Below are 18644 nucleotides of genomic sequence, written 5' to 3'. Positions count from 1 at the left end.
CTGTGCATAAAAAAAGCCAAACCGATATTGGTTTGGCTTTTTCGCTGATGTCGGATTAGAAACTTACTGATTTTCTAGAGGACTTGGCTCTGAGCGATACAAGTTTCTTAAACCGCGGAAACCATTTTTAACATCGGTACCAATCACGTATAACACCGGAATTAGATATAAGGTGATTACCGTTGAGAATAAGATACCAAAGGCGATAGATGCCGCCATCGGAATCAATATTTGTGCCTGCATACTGGTTTCACTTAAAATTGGAACTAGGCCAAAGAAAGTGGTGAGTGAGGTTAGGATTATCGCTCTAAAGCGAGCGCAACCGCCGTTAATTGCGGCGTCTTTAATACGTATGCCTTCTTCGCGGGCTTTGTTAACGTAATCCACCATCACTAGTGAATCGTTAACTACAACTCCAATCAGGGCAACCATACCAAACATTGACATCATGCTCAGTGATAATCCCATTATAAAGTGACCGAAGATCGCGCCAATAATACCAAATGGAATCACCGACATAATAATCAGCGGCTGACCGTATGAACGCAGTGGAATTGCAATTAGCGCATAAATAGCAAATAGGGCGAAGAATGCGCCGCGCAGCATATCCCACTTCGCTTCTTCCTCTTGCTTGGCTTCACCATCCACTTTTGAACTAACACTTGGGTAGCGGCTTAGTAGATCTGGTATATAGTCACGCTGAATATCTTGCATGATTTTGCCTGGCTCTACTTTGTCTTTATTGATGTTGGCAGATACTGTTACCGAGCGCTGACCATCAACACGCACAATACTCGCTAAACCTTCGCCAATTTCAATGTCAGCTACGGCAGAGAATGGTACTTCCATACCAGTATTGGTACGAATACGCATTTGCTCAAGTTGACCGATAGTGCGGCGCTCTTCAAGCGGATAGCGGATCATAACTTTGATTTCTTCTTTGCCACGCAGAATACGCTGTGCTTCATAACCGTAGAAACTCCAACGAACTTGCTGGGCAAGATCTGATAGCGAAATACCCATGGCTTCAGCTGCTGGTTTGACATTGAGTTTGATTTCTTGACGACCAGAGGTTGAAGAGTCGGCAATATCAACTAAACCTTCATATTCGCCAAGTTTAGTTTTGAGCTCTTTGGTGGCCGCATTAAGAGAATCCAAGTCCTTGCCGCTAAGTTGGAACGCAATAGGTGCACCGCCGCCAAAGCCAAGTGACGCATTCATCGAAATTTTCTTAACACTTGGTAGCTCTGGGATCTCGTCGCGCCATGCTTGTGCGACAGCTTCACCATTAATATCGCGTGACTCGGTGCTGGCAAGCTCAACGAATAAGAAGATACTCGATTGCGAATTCATGGCTACAAAACTGTGCTTAACGGCGTCTTGACCGTATTCTTGACGCAGTTTTTCATTGGCATCAAACAACGCGTTTTCAACAATTTGTGCGGTACGCATTGTTGTTTCTTCAGCCGTTGCTTCACTCATTTCAATATTCACTTGAATAAAATCACTGGTGATATTCGGGAAGAATACTGTGCGAACGAAACCGCCGCCAATTAGTGACGAACAAATGATTAGTAAGCCAAAGAATAAGGCTAAAACGCTGTATCTAAACTCTACCGCTTTCTCGATTGAAGGGCGGTATATGTTTTGAATAAAGTGCTTCAATCCGTTATCAAACTTATTGCGCATACGCTCGAAGCGATTGGCTTTTTCTTTCGGTTTTGCCATTTTCATGCGGGCTAAATGCGCAGGGAGAATGAGCTTAGACTCGACTAGAGAGAACACTAGACACAAGATGACCACAAAACCAATTGACTTGGTAAAGGCGCTCATTGGCCCTTCAGTCATAATTAAAGGCACGAATGCGGCTATGGTGGTTAAAACACCAAAGGTCGCTGGCATGGCCACGCGCTGTGCGCCACGAACCACGTTATCGAGAGACTGACCGTATTTTTCGATTTCACTATAGGAGCTTTCCCCAATAACTATGGCGTCATCCACCACAATACCTAGTACCATGATAAAGGCGAATAGAGAAATCATGTTGATGGAGATATCGAAATATTCCATCGGCATTAATAACAAGGTACCTAAGAAACAAACAGGTAAACCCATCATTACCCAGAACGCAAGGCGAACACGCATAAAGAGTGCTAGTACTATGAATACTAATGCCGCACCCGACATCATATTGTTAAGCATCAGGTTTAAGCGATCTTCTAAATAGAATGAAGTATCACCCCAAACATCGATTTTTACTTGTTCAGGTAGTGTTTCTTTTTTCTTTGCAATGTAGTTGTTTACTTGCTCTGAAATATTAAGTGAGCTTTGATCACCAACACTAAATACTTCAACAAGAACTGTATCTTGTTTGTCGAACTTAACGTAGCTGGCGTCTTCGGTGAAACCATCTTTGATCGTCGCAATATCTTTTAAATAAACACGTGAGCCGTCAAGATTAGTTTTGACCACGATGTTTTCAAAATCGTCACCGACGTATGCTTGGCCTTTGGTACGCAGTAAGATGTTACCATTGTGGGCTTTAATTGAGCCGCCGGGTAAATCAATTGACGAGCGCTGCACCGCTTGAGCAACTTGCGCAAAGCTTAAGTTGTATTCTTGCAGTTTAAACTCGGTGACTTCGATACTTATTTCATAGTTTGGAACTGCGCCAATATCTGCACGAGTTATGCCTGGTAGGGCAGTTACTTCTTCGCGAATTGTTTTCGCTAGCTCTTTCATTTCTTTAAGAGCGATATCGCCATAGACAGAAATATAAAGTACGGTTTCTTTTGGTTTTATCCGATAAATATTCGGTTTTTCGATACTCGTCGGGAAGGTAGAGATCGCGTCGACTAGCAGTTTTACTTCATCTAAAACCTTGTCAGGATCGTAAGATGTTTCAACGGTAATTGAGACATGACCTGAGCCTTCGGAAGCCGTAGAGGTAACTTTTTCAATGCCTTCGACTTCTTTAATGGCTTCTTCGATCTTGATATTGATGCCTTCTTCAATCTCTTGCGGTGCAGCACCTGGATAGGCGACACTAATGGCAATGACATTGACTTCTATTTTCGGCATGAATTTCTTATTGATGGACATTGCCGTCAAGAAACCACCAACGATAATACATATCATCAAGAGGTTTGCCGCAACGCTATTGCGGGCAAACCAGGCGATGATGCCTTTTTTAGGATCCATTATTTAATATCTCCTGAGGCTAATTCTACGTCGCCAGTTTTAGTTTCTACTTCTGGTTCTTTGTCACCGTCGACACGAACTTTCATACCTTCGTAAAGGTTTTCAAGTTTACTGTCTAACAGTAAGTCACCGTTTTGCAAGCCATCTAGAATGTAAACGTTCTTTTTGTCGCGCTTTAACAATGTCACAGGTTGTTGGTGAAGCTGGCGTGTGTTGGTCACCATAGTGACATGACCATCTTGATACAAATGATTTGGAATTACTGCAATGTTGTTATGTACCTTGCTTTTGATTTGCGCATTAACAAAGGTACCGAATTTTAAACTCGGAGATTGCGCATATGGCTGTTCGATTTGCGCAACGATGTAAATCATGCGTGAGTTTTCATCGATAACGCCTTCGTCACGGATAATAGTACCTTGCCATTGCACATCACCGTTACCTTCTTCACGCGCTAATGACACTGTTCCGCTTTGGGTATCTGTTAGGTAACTGTAATCAGTGCTCGAAATTGGTAAGCGCACTTCAGCAGTATCAATCGAAGATAAAACACCAAGCGTTGAACCTGTACCGGCAAACTGGCCTAAATCGATGTCGCGGCTGTTAATAATCGCATTATATGGTGCGACTATTTTCGTGCGGGCTAAGTTGCGCTCTGCACGCGCTAAAGAGGCTTCTGCCGAGCGTAAGTTTGCTTGCTCACGCGCAAGTTGTGGTTTACGCAGGCCTAAAGCTGGTGGCAGTTTTGATGTTGCACCGCGCCACTCTTCTTTGGCAACGATGCCGCGCGCTTCTTCTTCTTGCAATGCAGCTTTAGCGCGCTGAAGATTTGCTTGAGCTTCAATTAATGCAGCCTTGTAATCACTAGGATCAATTTGAGCTAAAACTGTTCCCTTTTCTACAATGCCACCGCTAGCAAATACAGGAGAAATCTCAATAACTTCACCACTGACTTGAGCAACAATCGAGGTTTTGTGTTTCGGGCGGACGACGCCGTATGAACTCATTAGGAGAGGCTGATCAGAAAGCTCAACTTCATAAGTTGAGATAAGAGGTGCTTTGATGACCTCTTCCTTCTTTTCTGGTTTTTGTGCGCTGCTCATAATCACAATAGCGATCAAGCCGCAAAACACTAATAACAAAAACGGCAATAATACCCGCATTATTTTTTTCGCTGACGTCGACATACCTGTTCCGAATTGAAGAGAAATTTTGATGGTCGCTAAAATAGCAGATCGCCGTCATTAACACTATGTTAATAATGTAAAAATATGTATGAAAGTATGTATAAAAATGTACGTTTAAATTTGCACTGTGCATAAAAAAGCCGCGAAATCCGCGGCTTAGTATTAAAAGTATTTAACTAACGAACAGTTAGCCTATTTTTTCTTCTGTTTTTTAGCTTGTTTCTTAGCCTTGGCTTTCTTTTGTGCTGTGGTGAGTTTCACTTTCTTTTTCTTCGAAACAACACGTGATTCTTTGTGCTTTGGCTCTAAACCTTCTAGCTTACGACGACGTAGCTTTTGGTCTGTGTAGCGCTCAATTTTCCCTAAGATCTTCATTTCGTGACCTTCGGTAATCGAAATCGCGGTGCCTTTTTTGCCAGCACGGCCAGTACGACCGATACGGTGTAGATAAACATCACTGGTGTACGGTAAGTCGTAGTTAATCACGTGAGTAATATCATCAATATCTAAGCCGCGCGCTGCAACATCGGTGGCAATAAGAATGTTTAGCTCACCGCTTTTAAAGCGCTCTAGTGCCATATTGCGCTTGTCTTGTGCCATCTTACCTTGCAGATAAACAACAGGAATATCGAGGCTTTGTAATGTTGAAACTAGCTCGGCCAAACGCTCGCGAGTTTTAACGAATACGATAGTGCGTTCAAATTCTGGTTGAACCAATAAACGCGCTAAGATTGCTTGTTTATGCTCAAGGGTATCAGCTAAATGAACCCATTGATTGATCTTGGCTGATTCTTTACGCGATGGATTAGCATCTACGCGGATTGGATCTTTTAGAACTGTTGCACTGAATTTCTCAAGGCCTTTACCTTCTAATGTCGCAGAGAACAACATAGTCTGTAGTCGCCAGCGCGCTTCATCGGCTACGCGCTCCATGTCTTTGATAAAGCCCATATCTAGCATGCGATCGGCTTCGTCCATAATCAAAAACTCAATCGAGCGCATGTCTAATTCTTCGGTATCGATAAACTCGATTAAACGACCCGGAGTTGCTACTAGAATGTCAGCATTTTTCTGCAGCATATCTTCGTGCAATTCATAGGTGACACCGCCAGTAATACAAATTGGCTTAAGTGCTGTGAATTCAGTCAGCTGCTCGGCGTATTCGAAAACTTGGTTAGCTAACTCACGCGTTGGCGTAACAACTAGAATGCGTGGTGCGCCGGGTTTGTTACGTGGGAAATCCAACAAATGCTGAATTGCAGGGAGTAAGAACGCAGCGGTTTTACCCGTACCCGTAGGGGCACAGCCAAGGATGTCGCGCTGATCCATCGCCGCAGGCACAGCTTCGCGCTGAATAGTGGTTGGCGCGTCGTAGCCCATTTTTGCTAAGGCTTGTTCCAATGATGGATCGAGATCTAACTCTGCAAAACTCATGATGAAAATAGTTCCTAAAATTAATTGGCGCCATTATAACGTCGCCGTGCACATCGTGCTTTGATTTCTACTGAGAGTGGGGACTGCGCCTCACTTTGTTTTATTTCTTGTCGAGATTAAGACAACTCGGCGATTTCTTCCATCACCTGCGTTAACCAAGTGGCGATACGCTCTTCGCTGAGATCGAATTGATCTTCATCATCGAGTGCCAAGCCGACAAAGTGGCTTTTATCTTCGGTCAGCGCCTTAGATTCGGCAAAGTCATAACCTTGATTTGGCCAGTAGCCTACGATTTGTGGCCCTAATGGCAATAACTTATCGTGCAGCAAGCCCATGGCATCAACAAACCAATCGGTATAACCCAGCTGGTCACCTTGACCGAATAGAGCAACGGTTTTGTTTTTTAAATCGAAGTTGTCTAACTCGTCCCACAGCGCTTCCCAGTCTTCTTGTAATTCGCCGTAATCCCACGTTGAAATGCCCAATATTAAGATGTCATAATCTTTGATTGGCGTGAGTCCACTGTCTTTAATGTTATAAATATCAACGAGATCTTCACCTAGGAAGGCTTGCATTTTTTCAGCGGTCATTTCTGTAAAGCAGGTGGTTGAACCGTAAAACAGACCTATTTTCATGTAGTTACTCACTAAATTTTACAAGATGACGCTAGCATTAACGCCAAGAGACAACAAATTGGGCGCTAGTTTATCAAAATCTGGGAGAGATTGTGCAAGGCAATTCACCACAACAGCAAAAAGTCACAAATAAGGCGCGAAATGACAAAGCGCACGATGAGCATCCGTTAGTGGCGCAATTTATCGATATGTTATGGCTAGAGCAGGGGCTAAGCGACAACACCTTAAGCAGTTATCGCAGTGACTTAAAATCCTTTCGCCAATTTCTTTTAGCTAATAATAGCGATGTCGATAGCGCGAGTTTTGAAGATATTCAGTCATTTCAGCATCATTTAGTGAGCTTAAACCGCGCTAAAACCAGTGTTACTCGAATGATTAGCGCGCTGCGCCGTTTCTATAATTTTTTGCAAACAAGTGAGCTCATTAGCAGTAATCCGATGGCAAAAATCGTGATGCCAAAGGCTGATAAGAAGTTACCCAAAACACTGTCACAACAGCAGGTTGAGGCATTACTCGCTGCACCAGATTTAGAAGATGCCATCGAATGTCGCGATAGCGCCATGTTAGAGCTGCTGTACGCAACAGGGATGCGGGTAACTGAATTAGTGAGTTTACAAATGTCGCAAATTAGTTTGCAGCAAGGCGTTATTCGCGTGGTGGGTAAGGGCAATAAAGAGCGTTTAGTACCTATGGGGGAAATGGCGATTGATGCCATCGAAAACTATTTAAAAACAGCTCGTAACGAATTACTTAAAAACGCCAGTGATGTGTTATTTCCTTCTAAACGCGGCACGCAAATGACAAGGCAAACGTTCTGGCACCGTATTAAAGCTTATGCTGTGCGCGCCAATATCAACGTCGATTTATCACCGCATACGCTGCGTCATGCCTTTGCTACCCATTTGGTGAATCACGGTGCTGATTTACGGGTTGTACAGCTGTTACTAGGGCATAGTGATTTATCGACAACACAGATTTATACCCATGTGGCAAAAGCAAGGTTACAGGAACTACACAGTCAGCATCATCCGAGGGCTTAACTAATATTACAGTATTACAGGTATAAAAAAAGGGGCAAATTAATCGCCCCTTTTTCAAATTCATTTCTAGTTATTGAGCTAGATAGCGGTTAATCTGCTTAATTAAACCATCACCATCAAGTTCTAGCATCGCTTGCTGCTCGGCTTGAGTGCCTTGGCACACGAACTGATCTGGTAAACCTAGGTTTAATACTGGCACATTGAGACGGTTGTTCATGACAAATTGGCTGATAACACTGCCTGCGCCGCCGATAATGGCATTTTCTTCTACAGTAACAATCACATCATGACTTTGTGATAATTCGCGTACTAAAGCTTCATCGAATGGCTTAACAAAGCGCATATCAACGACTGTAGCATCTAGGCTTTCGCCCGCTACCAATGCGTGATTAAGCAGCGTACCGTAACTTAAAATAGCCACTTTATTGCCATCTTGTGTTTTGGTTGATTCGCGTTTAACTACTGCTTTACCGATTTCTAGTGCTGTCATCTCCGAGTTTATTTCAGCATTAGTTGCGCCGCCACGAGGGTAGCGAACCGCTGCTGGGCCTTGATGGACATAACCGGTGTAAAGCATTTGGCGACATTCGTTTTCATCGCTTGGTGCCATCACTAGCATATTCGGAATGCAGTTCAGGTAACTTAAATCGAACGCGCCTTGGTGAGTCTCTCCGTCAGCACCAACAAGGCCGCCACGGTCAATAGCAAACAGTACATCGAGATTTGGAATAGCAACATCGTGAATAAGCTGATCATAACCACGCTGTAAGAACGTCGAGTAAATAGCGACGACAGGTTTTAACTTTTCACAAGCCATACCTGCACCTAGAGTAACGGCGTGCTGTTCGGCGATTGCTGCATCGAAATACTGCTGAGGAAAGCGCTGTGAGAACTCTACCATGCCAGAACCTTCGCGCATGGCAGGGGTAATACCCATTAACTTGTCGTCTTGCGCCGCCATATCACATAGCCAGTTGCCAAAGACTTTTGAGAACGTCATGGCGCCTGAGCCAGCTGGCAGTGAGGTAGTCTTAGGATCGAACTTAGGTACGCCGTGATAGCCAATAGGATCTTGTTCGGCAGGCTCGTAGCCCTTACCTTTTTTAGTCATCACGTGAAGAATTTGCGGCCCTTTAAGGTTACGCATATTTTTCAGTGTTTCCACTAAGCCATTAACATCGTGGCCATCGAGTGGGCCAATATAGTTAAAGCCAAATTCTTCAAACAAGGTGCCTGGCACTACCATGCCTTTAAGATGTTCTTCTGAGCGGCGGGCCAGCTCTTTAATGCTAGGGACGCCAGAAAGTAACTTCTTACCACCTTCGCGGATTGAGGTGTACATTTGGCCGGTAAGTAACTTGGCTAGATGGTTGTTCAGTGCTCCAACGTTCTCTGAAATCGACATCTCATTATCGTTAAGGATAATCAGCATATCTTTGTCGATTGAACCACCGTGATTCATTGCTTCAAAAGCCATACCGCCAGTTAATGCGCCATCGCCAATAACGGCAACAACTTTGCGATCTAAGCCTTCTTTCTCGGCGGCAATTGCCATACCCAGTGCAGCACTGATAGAGGTGCCTGAATGGCCTACGGTAAAGGTATCGTATTCACTTTCTTTGCGATTCGGAAATGGATGCAAACCATCTTTTTGACGAATGGTGTGCATGCGGTCGCGGCGATCAGTCAATATTTTATGTGGATATGCCTGATGGCCAACATCCCAGACGATGCGATCTTTAGGAGTGTTAAACACGTAATGCAGCGCGACAGTTAACTCGACCGTCCCCAAGCCCGATGCTAGGTGACCACTGGATTTACTCACGGTTTTTAATAAATAGCTACGCAATTCGTCGCTCAGTTGCGACAAATTGGTTTGCGGCAGTTGACGAAGCTCCTGCGGCGTATTGGCTAACGCGAGTAACGGAAATTGTGAAATATCTACGCTCATAAACTTGCTTATAATTCTTTTTTATTGGTTGCGCGCAATAATATAGCGCGCGAACGCTTGTAATAATGTGCTATCAAATGGCAAGGCTTGTAATGATGAAATAGCTTGCTCAATCAGCTGTTTAGCTTTGTCTTGAGCTTGTTCAAGACCGAGTAAAGCGGGGTAGGTACTCTTATTGGCCGCTTCATCGGAGCCTTGTGGCTTGCCTAAGGTCTCAGTATCGCCGATGACATCTAAAATGTCATCATGAACTTGGAAGGCAAGGCCAATGTTTTGTGCAAAAGTGCTAAGTAGCTCGCGATGTGCGCTAGAAGCGTTTGCGGCAATGGCGCCCAACTCAACTGCTGCACAAATTAGTGCCCCAGTTTTTAGGCGATGAATCTGCTCAAGCTGCTCAAGTGTTACACTGCGATCTGTCGCCGCTAAATCTAGGGCTTGTCCACCACACATTCCACGATAACCACTGGCTTTGGTAAGGCACTGCATTAGCTGAACTTTTTGGGCATCACTTTGAGGTGCTTGACAAAGTAATTCAAAGGCGAATGTTTGCAGTGCGTCACCCGCTAAAATAGCGGTGGCTTCATCAAAGGCAATATGACATGTCGGCTGGCCGCGACGTAGTTCGTCGTCATCCATTGCGGGTAAATCGTCGTGAATTAGCGAATAAGCGTGAATCGCTTCGATAGCGCCTGCAATATGATCGAGCTGTGATTTTTCAAGCCCAAACATTTCGCCAACGGCGTAAACTAAAAATGGACGAATGCGTTTACCGCCAAGCAGTAAACCGTGATTCATCGCTTGATGCAAGCGTGGCTCATTAACAGTAACTTGTGCTAATGCGCTTTCTAAAAAGTCATTAACACGCTGCTGGTTTTGTTGAATTTTTACTACTGGCACTAGCTTTCCGGCGTATTATCAAAAGGAGTTAAAGTAGCTTCGCCGTTGTTGTTCATTAGAATGTCAACTTTTTGCTGCGCGCCTTGCAGTTTTTGCTGACCGTTGCGAGCCAAGCCAATGCCGCGTTCAAATTGCGCTAGGGCTTTATCGAGTGGTAAATCACCTTGTTCCAGTTGATTTACGATGGTTTCTAGCTCTTCAACGCTGGCTTCAAAACTCATATTTTCAATTTTTTTAGTGGCCATTTCGACGCTCTAACTGACTATTTCGCGCCACCTTAGCCCACTTCACCGATGTTTTCAATTTTTTACGCCTGCTTGGTGTTTTTTCCATAAAAATTGATAAAAACACTAAACAAATGACGCCTTGTTCCGATATGATGTTAAGAAATTCTAAATTGTTATCTTTTAGCACTTTTTTCCTTTCGAAAATCAAAGTCGCGTAAAAAATTGGGCACAGGAGAGACTCAGTGGATTTAGCAACATTAATCGGCATGCTTGGTGCATTTGGTATGATCGTCATGGCGATGGTTCAAGGTGGTGATATCGGGATGTTCGTCGATGTACCTTCCGTTCTTATCGTATTCTGTGGCTCGCCGTTCGTAGTAATGATGATGTATTCGATGGGGCAGTTTGTCGGTGCAGGTAAGGTGTTTGGTAAAGCCTTCATGCTTAAGCTCGATGATCCACAAGATTTAATTGCTAAAGCTGTCGAACTTGCCGATGCTGCCCGTAAAGGTGGCTTCCTTGCCTTAGAAGAAGCTGAAATTCCAAGTCCGTTCATGCAAAAGGGCATCGATATGTTAGTGGATGGCCACGAAGCGGATGTTGTAAAAGCAACGCTAGGTAAAGATATCGATTTAACGTTAGAACGTCACAAAGCGGGTGCTGGTTTCTTTAAATCGCTTGGTGATGTTGGTCCTGCGATGGGGATGATCGGTACACTAATCGGTCTGGTAGCGATGCTACAAAACATGGACGATCCAAAAGCTATCGGTCCTGCGATGGCGGTAGCCTTGTTAACCACCATGTACGGGGCGATGCTTGCTAATCTTATTGCACTGCCAATTAGTGAAAAGCTAAGCCTGCGCGGCGGTGAAGAAGCTCTGAACCAAACACTCATCTTAGATGCTGTTCTTGCTATTCAAGACGGTCAGAATCCTCGTGTTATCGAAGGCATGCTGCAAAACTACATTGCTGAAGGTAAACGTCCGGCGCCTGAGGAGTAAGCATGAGTGACGATTGTCCTAAATGTCCCGACTGTCCTCCCGAAGGTCTCCCCGCATGGATGGGAACATTCGCTGACTTGATGTCGTTATTGATGTGTTTCTTCGTATTGCTGCTGGCAATGTCAGAAATGGATGTGCTTAAATTTAAGCAAATCGCTGGTTCGATGAAATACGCTTTTGGTGTTCAAAATAAGATTGAAGTCAAAGACATTCCTAAAGGTACCAGTGTTATCGCGCAGGAGTTCCGTCCGGGACGTCCCGATCCAACACCTATTGAAATTATTAATCAGCAAACTGCGGAAGTAACGCAGCGCGAGCTCGATTATCAGTCGGGTGAAGATGCCAATTCTGGTGGTAAGGAGCAGCAACGCGGTGATCAACGCGGCGCTGCAGCAGCAGCTGACAGTCCATCTGATGCAGAAAAATCGGCAGCGCAAGAAGAGACTAACCAAGAGCTAAAGAAAATGGCTGAGAAGCTGGAAGAGCAGATTGAAGATGGTGCGATTGAGATTGAATCATTAGGTCAGCAAATTATTATTCGAATTCGCGAGAAAGGATCATTCCCATCAGGCTCAGCAAATTTACAGCCGCGTTTTGTGCCGGTGATTACCAAAGTTGGTGAGTTACTTGCTGATATCCCAGGGGAAATTACGGTATCTGGTCACACAGACAGCGATCAGCTTCACACCGAACTTTATAAGTCGAATTGGGAGCTATCAAGTTTGCGTGCAGTAGCTGTGGCACATGAGCTGGTGAAGGTAAGGAACTTCAACCCGTCTCGCCTGCAAGTGGTTGGTTTGGCAGATATGAAGCCACTCACCGATGGTACTGATGTGTTATCGCAGCGTCGCAATCGCCGAGTTGAGATATCGATAATGCAAGGTAAAGCCAAGGAATCGAAGAAGATTGGTTTAACCGAGTAATCAACCTAATCGATTTGAAAAACTTGACAAGGGAAGCTAGAGCTTCCCTTTTTTATTGCTGTTTCGCTTCACATTTCATTGCTTATAACTTCTTCTATATAGCCTCTTTATGTATAATGCGCGCCATTATTTTTTCAAGTGGCCACTCTAATGAAATTTATCCTTAAGTTTTACCCTGAAATTACCATCAAAAGTAAGTCAGTTCGCAAGCGTTACTGTAAATTGCTGAGCTCCAATGTACGTAATGTACTACGTCGTTTTGACGAGACTGTAGCGGTGCAACTGGACTGGGATAAATTAAACGTTGCCACTAGTAATGACAGTAAAGAGAACATTGAGCGTCTTATCGATGCAATGCAATGTATTCCTGGCATTGCGCATATTTTGCAAGTGAGTCAGCACAGCTTTAGTGATGTTGAATCCATTTATCAAGCGGTAGCGCCACTTGTAGCCCATGAAATCGAAGGCAAGAGCTTCTGTGTTCGCGTTAAACGCGCTGGTAAACACGACTTTACCTCAAACGAAGTCGAGCGCTATGTTGGCGGTGGCTTAAATCAGCACTACCCATCAAATGGCGTTAAGCTAAAAAATCCTGATCACACAGTGAAACTTGAGATCCGTAATAACGATTTATTTGTAATCTCGGCCCGTTACGAAGGTATCGGTGGTTTCCCACTGCCTGCGCAAGAAGATGTGTTGTCACTAATGTCTGGCGGTTTTGATTCAGGCGTTTCTAGCTACATGATGATCAAAAAAGGCGCTCGTACTCATTTCTGTTTCTTTAACTTAGGTGGTCGTGAGCACGAGATTGGCGTAAAGCAAGTGTCTTACTACCTATGGGATCGCTTTAGTGCATCACACAAAGTTAAGTTTGTGACAGTTCCTTTTGAAGGCGTCGTTGGCGAAATCTTAGAGAAAGTAGAAAACGGTCAAATGGGCGTTATCTTAAAGCGTATGATGATGCGTGCTGCCGAACGTGTTGCTAAGAAAATGAAGGTTAACGCACTGGTAACTGGTGAATCATTAGGCCAAGTATCTAGCCAAACACTAACTAATCTTGGTGTTATCGATAAAAGTGTTGATACCTTAATTCTTCGCCCCCTAACGGCTTACGATAAGCAAGATATTATTAACATCGCTGATAAGATTGGTACTAAGCCATTTGCGGAAGTGATGCCAGAGTATTGCGGCGTAATCTCTAAGAGCCCAACTGTTAAAGCGGTAATGTCAAAGATTGAAGCAGAAGAAGCGAACTTTGACTTTGCGGTATTAGACAAAGCGCTTGAAGAATCAGTAGTGATGGATATTCGCGATATCGCTAATGAAACTAACGAAGTAGTTGCTGAAGTAGAAACTGTTTCTGAGTTTGGTGCTAACGATGTGATTTTAGATATTCGCTCACCTGATGAAGAAGACGAAAATCCATTAGAAATTGACGATGTAGAGGTTAAGCACTTACCGTTCTACAAACTGGCAACGCAGTTTGGCGACTTAGATCAATCGAAGCAGTACTTATTCTACTGTGAGCGCGGTGTAATGAGTAAGCTACAAGCACTGTTCTTAATCGAACAAGGGTTTAGTAATATTAAGGTTTATAGAAAATAGACAATCTCATTACCTGAGAGGGCATAGTTACCGCTATTTATCGCCTTAAATTAGAAATTGACCAATGCAAAAATCAGGGATGATTTTTGAGTATTTGCCGCAGGGATGCGGATCAAATACGGTATTGAATAGGCAATTTATCATTTTAGATCAGCGATAAATCTGCGGGTCGCCTTTCTTTTGGTTACTTTTCTTTGGCGACGCAAAGAAAAGTAACTGGTGTGCTAACGATTATGCCAATTGGAACTCTTGAATCATTAGCACACCAAATAATTCTACACTCAATAATAGCCTCAGCTAGAGAAAGATGATGACTTTTATTCAATTAGGCCTTAATCAACAACTTCAAGATAATCTCACTGCTTTGGAATATGAAAAACCAACGCCGGTGCAAGAGAAAGCGATTCCGCTTATTTTGCAAGGTCGTGATGTGATGGCTGGGGCGCAAACAGGAACTGGTAAAACTGGTGCCTTTGCGCTGCCGATTATCGAACAGCTGGTTAAGGCTCCCCGTGCTGACAAAGCTGTTCGTGCGTTAGTGCTTACCCCGACGCGTGAGCTTGCACAGCAGGTTAAGAAAAGTTTTAAACGCTACAGTAAAGGCACTGATTTATTTATCGAACTTGCCTATGGTGGTGTGAGCTTAAACCCGCAAATTGACGCGCTTAAAAACGGTTGTGACGTGTTGGTGGCTACGCCGGGACGTTTGCTTGATTTGCTTTTTAAAGGTACTTTCGATTTAGACGCGCTGCAGTTTTTAGTGTTCGATGAAGCAGATCGCATGCTGGACATGGGCTTTATTGTCGATATCAAACGCATTCTAAAACGCGTGCCAGATTCACGCCAAACCATGCTATTTTCAGCGACCTTTGATGATGCCATCATCGATCTATCTAAACGCTTACTCAACAAGCCTGAACTGATTGAAGTAGCGCAGCGCAATGCGACAGCTTCGCAGATTGAGCAGATTGTTTATAACGTCGATGAAGACAAAAAGCGTGAATTAACCTCCTTTATGATTGGCTCGAAAAATTGGCAACAGGTGCTGATTTTCGTGCGAACTCGTCAAGGGGCGGACGTCCTTGCTAAAGAAATGTGTAAAGACGGCGTGAAGACGGCGGCGATCCATGGCGATAAATCCCAAGGTGCTCGCGATAAGGTGTTGGAAGAGTTTAAATCGGGCAAGACAAGAGCTTTAGTTGCTACTGATGTAGCGGCGCGCGGGCTGGATATTGCTCAGCTTAATTATGTGATTAATTATGAGCTGCCATACATTGCCGAAGATTATATTCATCGCATTGGCCGGACTGGCAGAGCTGGCAATGCAGGACACGCGGTGTCGTTGATGAGTATTGATGAAGAGTGGTTACTGGAAGAAATCGAAGCAATTATTGGCGATAAACTGCCACAAGCTTGGTATCCGGGTTATGAGCCTGATCTTACTAAAACCAGCAGCGTGAAAAAGAACAGCAAATCAGCGCAGAAACGCCGCACGCGCGAACGCGCCAGTGGTAAACGTCAATCGGGTTCTAATAAGCACCGCAATCGCAGTGGCGGCCGCAGGCGTTAAATATGGCGCGCTAAAGGCGCTTTAAAGAACGCTATTATCGACAAGATAAGAGCTGTAATTGCCGCGTAGAGTCCTATCCGCCATGGGCTATGGTACGGCTTTAATATCTTTATTTCATTGACATAAATTGTTTCGCAAGCGCCGTTACCTGTATCTGTCCTGGTTATACTGGTGCCGCGCTTGTTACCACGATCATTTTGATAATTTGCTAACCATCCTTTGATTTGAATCTGATCGCCGATTTGAATGTCTTTGATTTTATTACGCAGGTAACTACTTTCGGTAATCAAATGATTGTTGGACAACTGATGTCCTTTGAACAGTGCCCAAGCATTCATATTGCTGGTGCGGGTAAAACATGTAAATTGACCGTTCCAAAATTCTATTTTGTGAAGCAATGGGCTAAATGCCGTATCGCTCCAAACTACACATAAATCCGCAATGTTTAAGTGATCGCCCCATGCGCGATGAAGGCCGCTATCGCCGTTGTGTTGTTTTAAAGAAACTACCATACCGTAGAGGGTGTAATCATAAAGAGGCTCAACTTTATAATTAATACCGCTCATCGCTACATTAAATGGTTCTGCGTAAGACCGATATTGAATGGGCTCAAGTTGTAATTTTGAAGAAAAGTCCATTTGGCTTGGAAGTGTATTACGCTGAATAAAACAGGCAATAATAGTGATAATACTGCTGAGGATTGCAAATTTAATTAAGCGCATTATCTTCCTTGATTGGTTTAATCAGTTGCCAAAAACGCTAACTTGTCCAGTTAACGGGTCGTAATAAATACCTAAACTCGAATCGGCAACTAAAGTGTAGGTACAGTTGCCACTGCTTTTAGTGACTTGGAATGTTGCGTCTTGATTGAGAGCTGCTTTTTCATCACCGTTTTCTACGAGTGCTTGATAGAGCGACAGGCAGTCATCTGGACCATCATTGGTGAGGACACTATCACCAAAAGCGTAACTTTGTGCGGGCCAACCTTGAATATTAAAATCAATTTGCCCCGCGCTGCTGTTGCCCCAGAGTTGCACATCATCACGGGCGTCTTTAGCGCGTGGTGAGCCTAATAGTCGCCATTTCTGACGAGCGAGGTTAACTCCCGATTCTAACGCTCTAGCCTCTGCTGTCACCGCTGCAATGCGTGCATCTTTAGAAAAGTCAATAAATCTGGGCAGCGCTGTAATCGCCAGTATCGACAAAATGATAATGACGATAATTAATTCAATAAGAGTAAAACCTAAATTACGATTCACGTTAATTGCTACCACGCTGTTCTTTTACAAAGTGCCGCCCAATAGATTTTTAAATCCAGACACTGGAAAGGCATACTACAAGTAATAAGTAAAACTCGATAGTACTGATGCAATAAATTGTGGGGTGGCGTAGGTTTTTTATACAACTTTATGCTGTTTTGTGAAGTATCGAATTTTACTTGGGGAATTATTCCATAGTGTTCTTCCAGCAGTTTTCTGGAATGGCTTCTCCGCTGATTTGAAAATCGTGGCAGGTCAGAAAAATGTGGTGATTTTTACCGACGAAATAAGCAATCGCAAAGATTAAAAATACTGTGAGAACCAGATACCACAACAGGTTTTTAGGTTGTAGGTTCAGCGCTTCCGATTGAGTGATCGAGATAAGTAAATAGACAATATAAGGCACACAAAAACATAGAGTGACCACGCCGAATATCGTCGAGGTGAAATAGATCAATGTGTTATCTGGCATTACTGCCTTGGTTATCTCTAGTAGTAACCACACCGTAGGCATAATAAGCGGAAAGAGGGCGGACGCATTAAAAGGACGTTGCGCTTTGGGTAAAAAGAAATAGGCGAGTACGAATGCCAGTGATATAAACCAGACACTAAACACGTAGTGAAAAAAAATCGTATCGTAAGCACCTAGGTAGAAACCAAATTGCCAGCCACCTAATGACAGTGCAACTAAACTGACGAAGAAGATTTTAATGGAAGGCGTGACTTGTTTTATTTTCATAATGTTATTTTTACGAGTTTATTGAAAAGAACGGTTTTAATAATCAAGAGTCCAACCTGTATTACTGCAATTAACTGGTTCTCCTAATTCTTTAATTTCCATCGAAATATCGTTGGCGTCTTCTGGTGCTCCGCTTTTCGCTTTGTTGAGCCAGTATTTCGCTTTTAATGGTTTTTTCTGACAGCCATAATAAGTTCCTAGCCAAAGTTGTGAACGGTTGTATCCCAGCTTAGCGGCCTTGTGATAAGAATCTAAGGCGGCTGTTTTACTGATATTAGCTTGGGCGCCTGCAAGTTGATGTAGGTATTTTAAGTGGCCCGTTTGGTCGTAAAGATATTTAAATAGCTCGAGCGACTTTCGGTAATCGATCGGCGCATTTTTTATATGCGAAAATAAACTGTAGCTATAGCGGCCATTGTTTAAAGCTTTAGCTAACTCAAATACTTCTGGTAGTGGGAGTTGCTCGTATTTTTTAAGCTGTTGATGAAAGTATTGACGGACTTTAGATTGCGGTAATTTGTCTCTAGACGCGATTTCATATGCGTGTGGAAGCTTCCGTACCATTTCGGCCAACTCTGAGATTGGTCTTTCAACATGTTCATAGTGCCATATTGATAAATCATTGATTGTACACTCAACGTTGGCTGCGACGAATAACTCAAGTTGCGCTTGCACATTCTCAATTTGTTCTGTCGGAATATGGTCAATAATAAATGATTTGACGTTGTAATTAATCCGATGTCTGACGAAGTAGTCAATGGTAAAGTAATCTTTGTTTCTAATCGAAAGCTGTGAGTCGCACTTCTCGTTAACGAGTTGTGTTAAGCGTTCAAATTCGTCAATTGTTACTATTGCTAAGGCGTATTTTTTACTTGTTTCAATGATGGATGCTTCTGTAGTAGTCGCTCGGCTAAAATTTGAAACCAAGGAAAGTAATAGTACTGTGAAACTAATAATTCTAGTCAACATTTAATA

At 43.5% G+C, this 18644-nt stretch carries 16 protein-coding genes; 5 read left to right on the top strand and 11 right to left on the bottom strand.

The window, feature by feature from the left end; translation table 11 throughout:
• Positions 1–63: 63 nt before the first annotated feature.
• The 4 genes from MHM98_RS06580 to fldB form a co-directional block, all read right to left on the bottom strand.
• Complete coding sequence (locus tag MHM98_RS06580; RefSeq protein WP_239438463.1) at positions 64–3201, bottom strand: efflux RND transporter permease subunit; 3138 nt, start codon at positions 3199–3201, stop codon at positions 64–66.
• Complete coding sequence (locus MHM98_RS06575) at positions 3201–4388, bottom strand: efflux RND transporter periplasmic adaptor subunit (protein ID WP_239438462.1); 1188 nt, start codon at positions 4386–4388, stop codon at positions 3201–3203. The genes MHM98_RS06580 and MHM98_RS06575 overlap by 1 nt, the downstream gene beginning before the upstream one ends.
• Before the next feature lie 192 nt (positions 4389–4580).
• On the bottom strand, positions 4581–5822 hold the full coding sequence (srmB, locus tag MHM98_RS06570; RefSeq protein ID WP_239438461.1) for an ATP-dependent RNA helicase SrmB: 1242 nt from the start codon (positions 5820–5822) through the stop codon (positions 4581–4583).
• 116 nt (positions 5823–5938) lie between these two features.
• Positions 5939–6457: a flavodoxin FldB gene (gene fldB, locus MHM98_RS06565; protein ID WP_239438460.1), complete on the bottom strand. Its 519-nt coding sequence runs from the start codon at positions 6455–6457 to the stop codon at positions 5939–5941.
• 170 nt (positions 6458–6627) lie between these two features.
• Here fldB and xerD point away from each other — a divergent pair, with 170 nt between their 5' ends.
• Entirely contained in the window at positions 6628–7497 is an 870-nt protein-coding gene (gene xerD / locus MHM98_RS06560) for a site-specific tyrosine recombinase XerD (RefSeq protein ID WP_343229209.1), read from the top strand.
• A 70-nt stretch (positions 7498–7567) separates the two neighbouring features.
• Here xerD and dxs read toward each other — a convergent pair whose 3' ends face one another.
• From dxs to xseB, 3 genes are read right to left on the bottom strand one after another with little or no spacing between them, the layout of a single operon-like run.
• Positions 7568–9448: a 1-deoxy-D-xylulose-5-phosphate synthase gene (dxs, locus tag MHM98_RS06555; protein ID WP_239438459.1), complete on the bottom strand. Its 1881-nt coding sequence runs from the start codon at positions 9446–9448 to the stop codon at positions 7568–7570.
• Between the two features lie 21 nt (positions 9449–9469).
• Positions 9470–10345 (bottom strand): (2E,6E)-farnesyl diphosphate synthase, encoded by an 876-nt coding sequence (gene ispA / locus MHM98_RS06550; protein WP_239438458.1) that lies wholly within the window; start codon positions 10343–10345, stop codon positions 9470–9472.
• Positions 10345–10590: an exodeoxyribonuclease VII small subunit gene (gene xseB / locus MHM98_RS06545; RefSeq protein WP_239438457.1), complete on the bottom strand. Its 246-nt coding sequence runs from the start codon at positions 10588–10590 to the stop codon at positions 10345–10347. The genes ispA and xseB overlap by 1 nt, the downstream gene beginning before the upstream one ends.
• Positions 10591–10814: 224 nt before the next feature.
• Between xseB and pomA the strand changes: the two genes are divergently transcribed.
• The 4 genes from pomA (at position 10815) to MHM98_RS06525 (ending at position 15671) form a co-directional block, all read left to right on the top strand.
• The gene (gene pomA, locus MHM98_RS06540; RefSeq protein ID WP_239438456.1) at positions 10815–11573 is read left to right on the top strand and encodes a flagellar motor protein PomA; all 759 of its coding nucleotides are present in this window, start codon (positions 10815–10817) and stop codon (positions 11571–11573) included.
• 2 nt (positions 11574–11575) lie between these two features.
• A complete protein-coding gene (locus tag MHM98_RS06535) occupies positions 11576–12496 on the top strand; it encodes a flagellar motor protein MotB (protein ID WP_239438455.1) in 921 nt (306 codons plus the stop codon).
• A 150-nt stretch (positions 12497–12646) separates the two neighbouring features.
• Entirely contained in the window at positions 12647–14101 is a 1455-nt protein-coding gene (gene thiI / locus MHM98_RS06530) for a tRNA uracil 4-sulfurtransferase ThiI (protein ID WP_239438454.1), read from the top strand.
• A 310-nt stretch (positions 14102–14411) separates the two neighbouring features.
• Entirely contained in the window at positions 14412–15671 is a 1260-nt protein-coding gene (locus MHM98_RS06525) for a DEAD/DEAH box helicase (RefSeq protein WP_239438906.1), read from the top strand.
• Here the strand turns inward: MHM98_RS06525 and MHM98_RS06520 are convergent.
• The 4 genes from MHM98_RS06520 to MHM98_RS06505 form a co-directional block, all read right to left on the bottom strand.
• The gene (locus tag MHM98_RS06520; RefSeq protein WP_239438453.1) at positions 15668–16393 is read right to left on the bottom strand and encodes a hypothetical protein; all 726 of its coding nucleotides are present in this window, start codon (positions 16391–16393) and stop codon (positions 15668–15670) included. The genes MHM98_RS06525 and MHM98_RS06520 overlap by 4 nt on opposite strands.
• A gap of 21 nt (positions 16394–16414) precedes the next feature.
• A complete protein-coding gene (locus tag MHM98_RS18745; RefSeq protein WP_343229207.1) occupies positions 16415–16930 on the bottom strand; it encodes a prepilin-type N-terminal cleavage/methylation domain-containing protein in 516 nt (171 codons plus the stop codon).
• Between the two features lie 187 nt (positions 16931–17117).
• Positions 17118–17669, bottom strand: a complete 552-nt coding sequence (locus MHM98_RS06510; RefSeq protein ID WP_239438452.1) for a hypothetical protein — start codon at positions 17667–17669, stop codon at positions 17118–17120.
• 36 nt (positions 17670–17705) lie between these two features.
• Positions 17706–18638: a hypothetical protein gene (locus MHM98_RS06505; RefSeq protein ID WP_239438451.1), complete on the bottom strand. Its 933-nt coding sequence runs from the start codon at positions 18636–18638 to the stop codon at positions 17706–17708.
• Positions 18639–18644 lie beyond the last annotated feature (6 nt).

It is taken from the genome of Psychrobium sp. MM17-31 (assembly GCF_022347785.1).
GTDB lineage: Bacteria > Pseudomonadota > Gammaproteobacteria > Enterobacterales > Psychrobiaceae > Psychrobium.
The sequence above is the reverse complement of the archived record's forward strand: the minus strand, read 5'-3'. Positions and strand labels throughout refer to the sequence as shown.

Bases quoted from the DNA above. Each gene is read 5' to 3' on its own strand.
- MHM98_RS06535 (WP_239438455.1), top strand. From the start codon at position 11,576: ATGAGTGACGATTGTCCTAAATGTCCCGACTGTCCTCCCGAAGGTCTC.
- srmB (WP_239438461.1), bottom strand. From the start codon at position 5,822: ATGAGTTTTGCAGAGTTAGATCTCGATCCATCATTGGAACAAGCCTTA.
- dxs (WP_239438459.1), bottom strand. From the start codon at position 9,448: ATGAGCGTAGATATTTCACAATTTCCGTTACTCGCGTTAGCCAATACG.
- MHM98_RS06525 (WP_239438906.1), top strand. From the start codon at position 14,412: ATGACTTTTATTCAATTAGGCCTTAATCAACAACTTCAAGATAATCTC.
- MHM98_RS06575 (WP_239438462.1), bottom strand. From the start codon at position 4,388: ATGTCGACGTCAGCGAAAAAAATAATGCGGGTATTATTGCCGTTTTTG.
- MHM98_RS06520 (WP_239438453.1), bottom strand. From the start codon at position 16,393: ATGCGCTTAATTAAATTTGCAATCCTCAGCAGTATTATCACTATTATT.
- MHM98_RS06510 (WP_239438452.1), bottom strand. From the start codon at position 17,669: ATGAAAATAAAACAAGTCACGCCTTCCATTAAAATCTTCTTCGTCAGT.
- xseB (WP_239438457.1), bottom strand. From the start codon at position 10,590: ATGGCCACTAAAAAAATTGAAAATATGAGTTTTGAAGCCAGCGTTGAA.
- thiI (WP_239438454.1), top strand. From the start codon at position 12,647: ATGAAATTTATCCTTAAGTTTTACCCTGAAATTACCATCAAAAGTAAG.
- fldB (WP_239438460.1), bottom strand. From the start codon at position 6,457: ATGAAAATAGGTCTGTTTTACGGTTCAACCACCTGCTTTACAGAAATG.
- MHM98_RS06505 (WP_239438451.1), bottom strand. From the start codon at position 18,638: ATGTTGACTAGAATTATTAGTTTCACAGTACTATTACTTTCCTTGGTT.
- MHM98_RS06580 (WP_239438463.1), bottom strand. From the start codon at position 3,201: ATGGATCCTAAAAAAGGCATCATCGCCTGGTTTGCCCGCAATAGCGTT.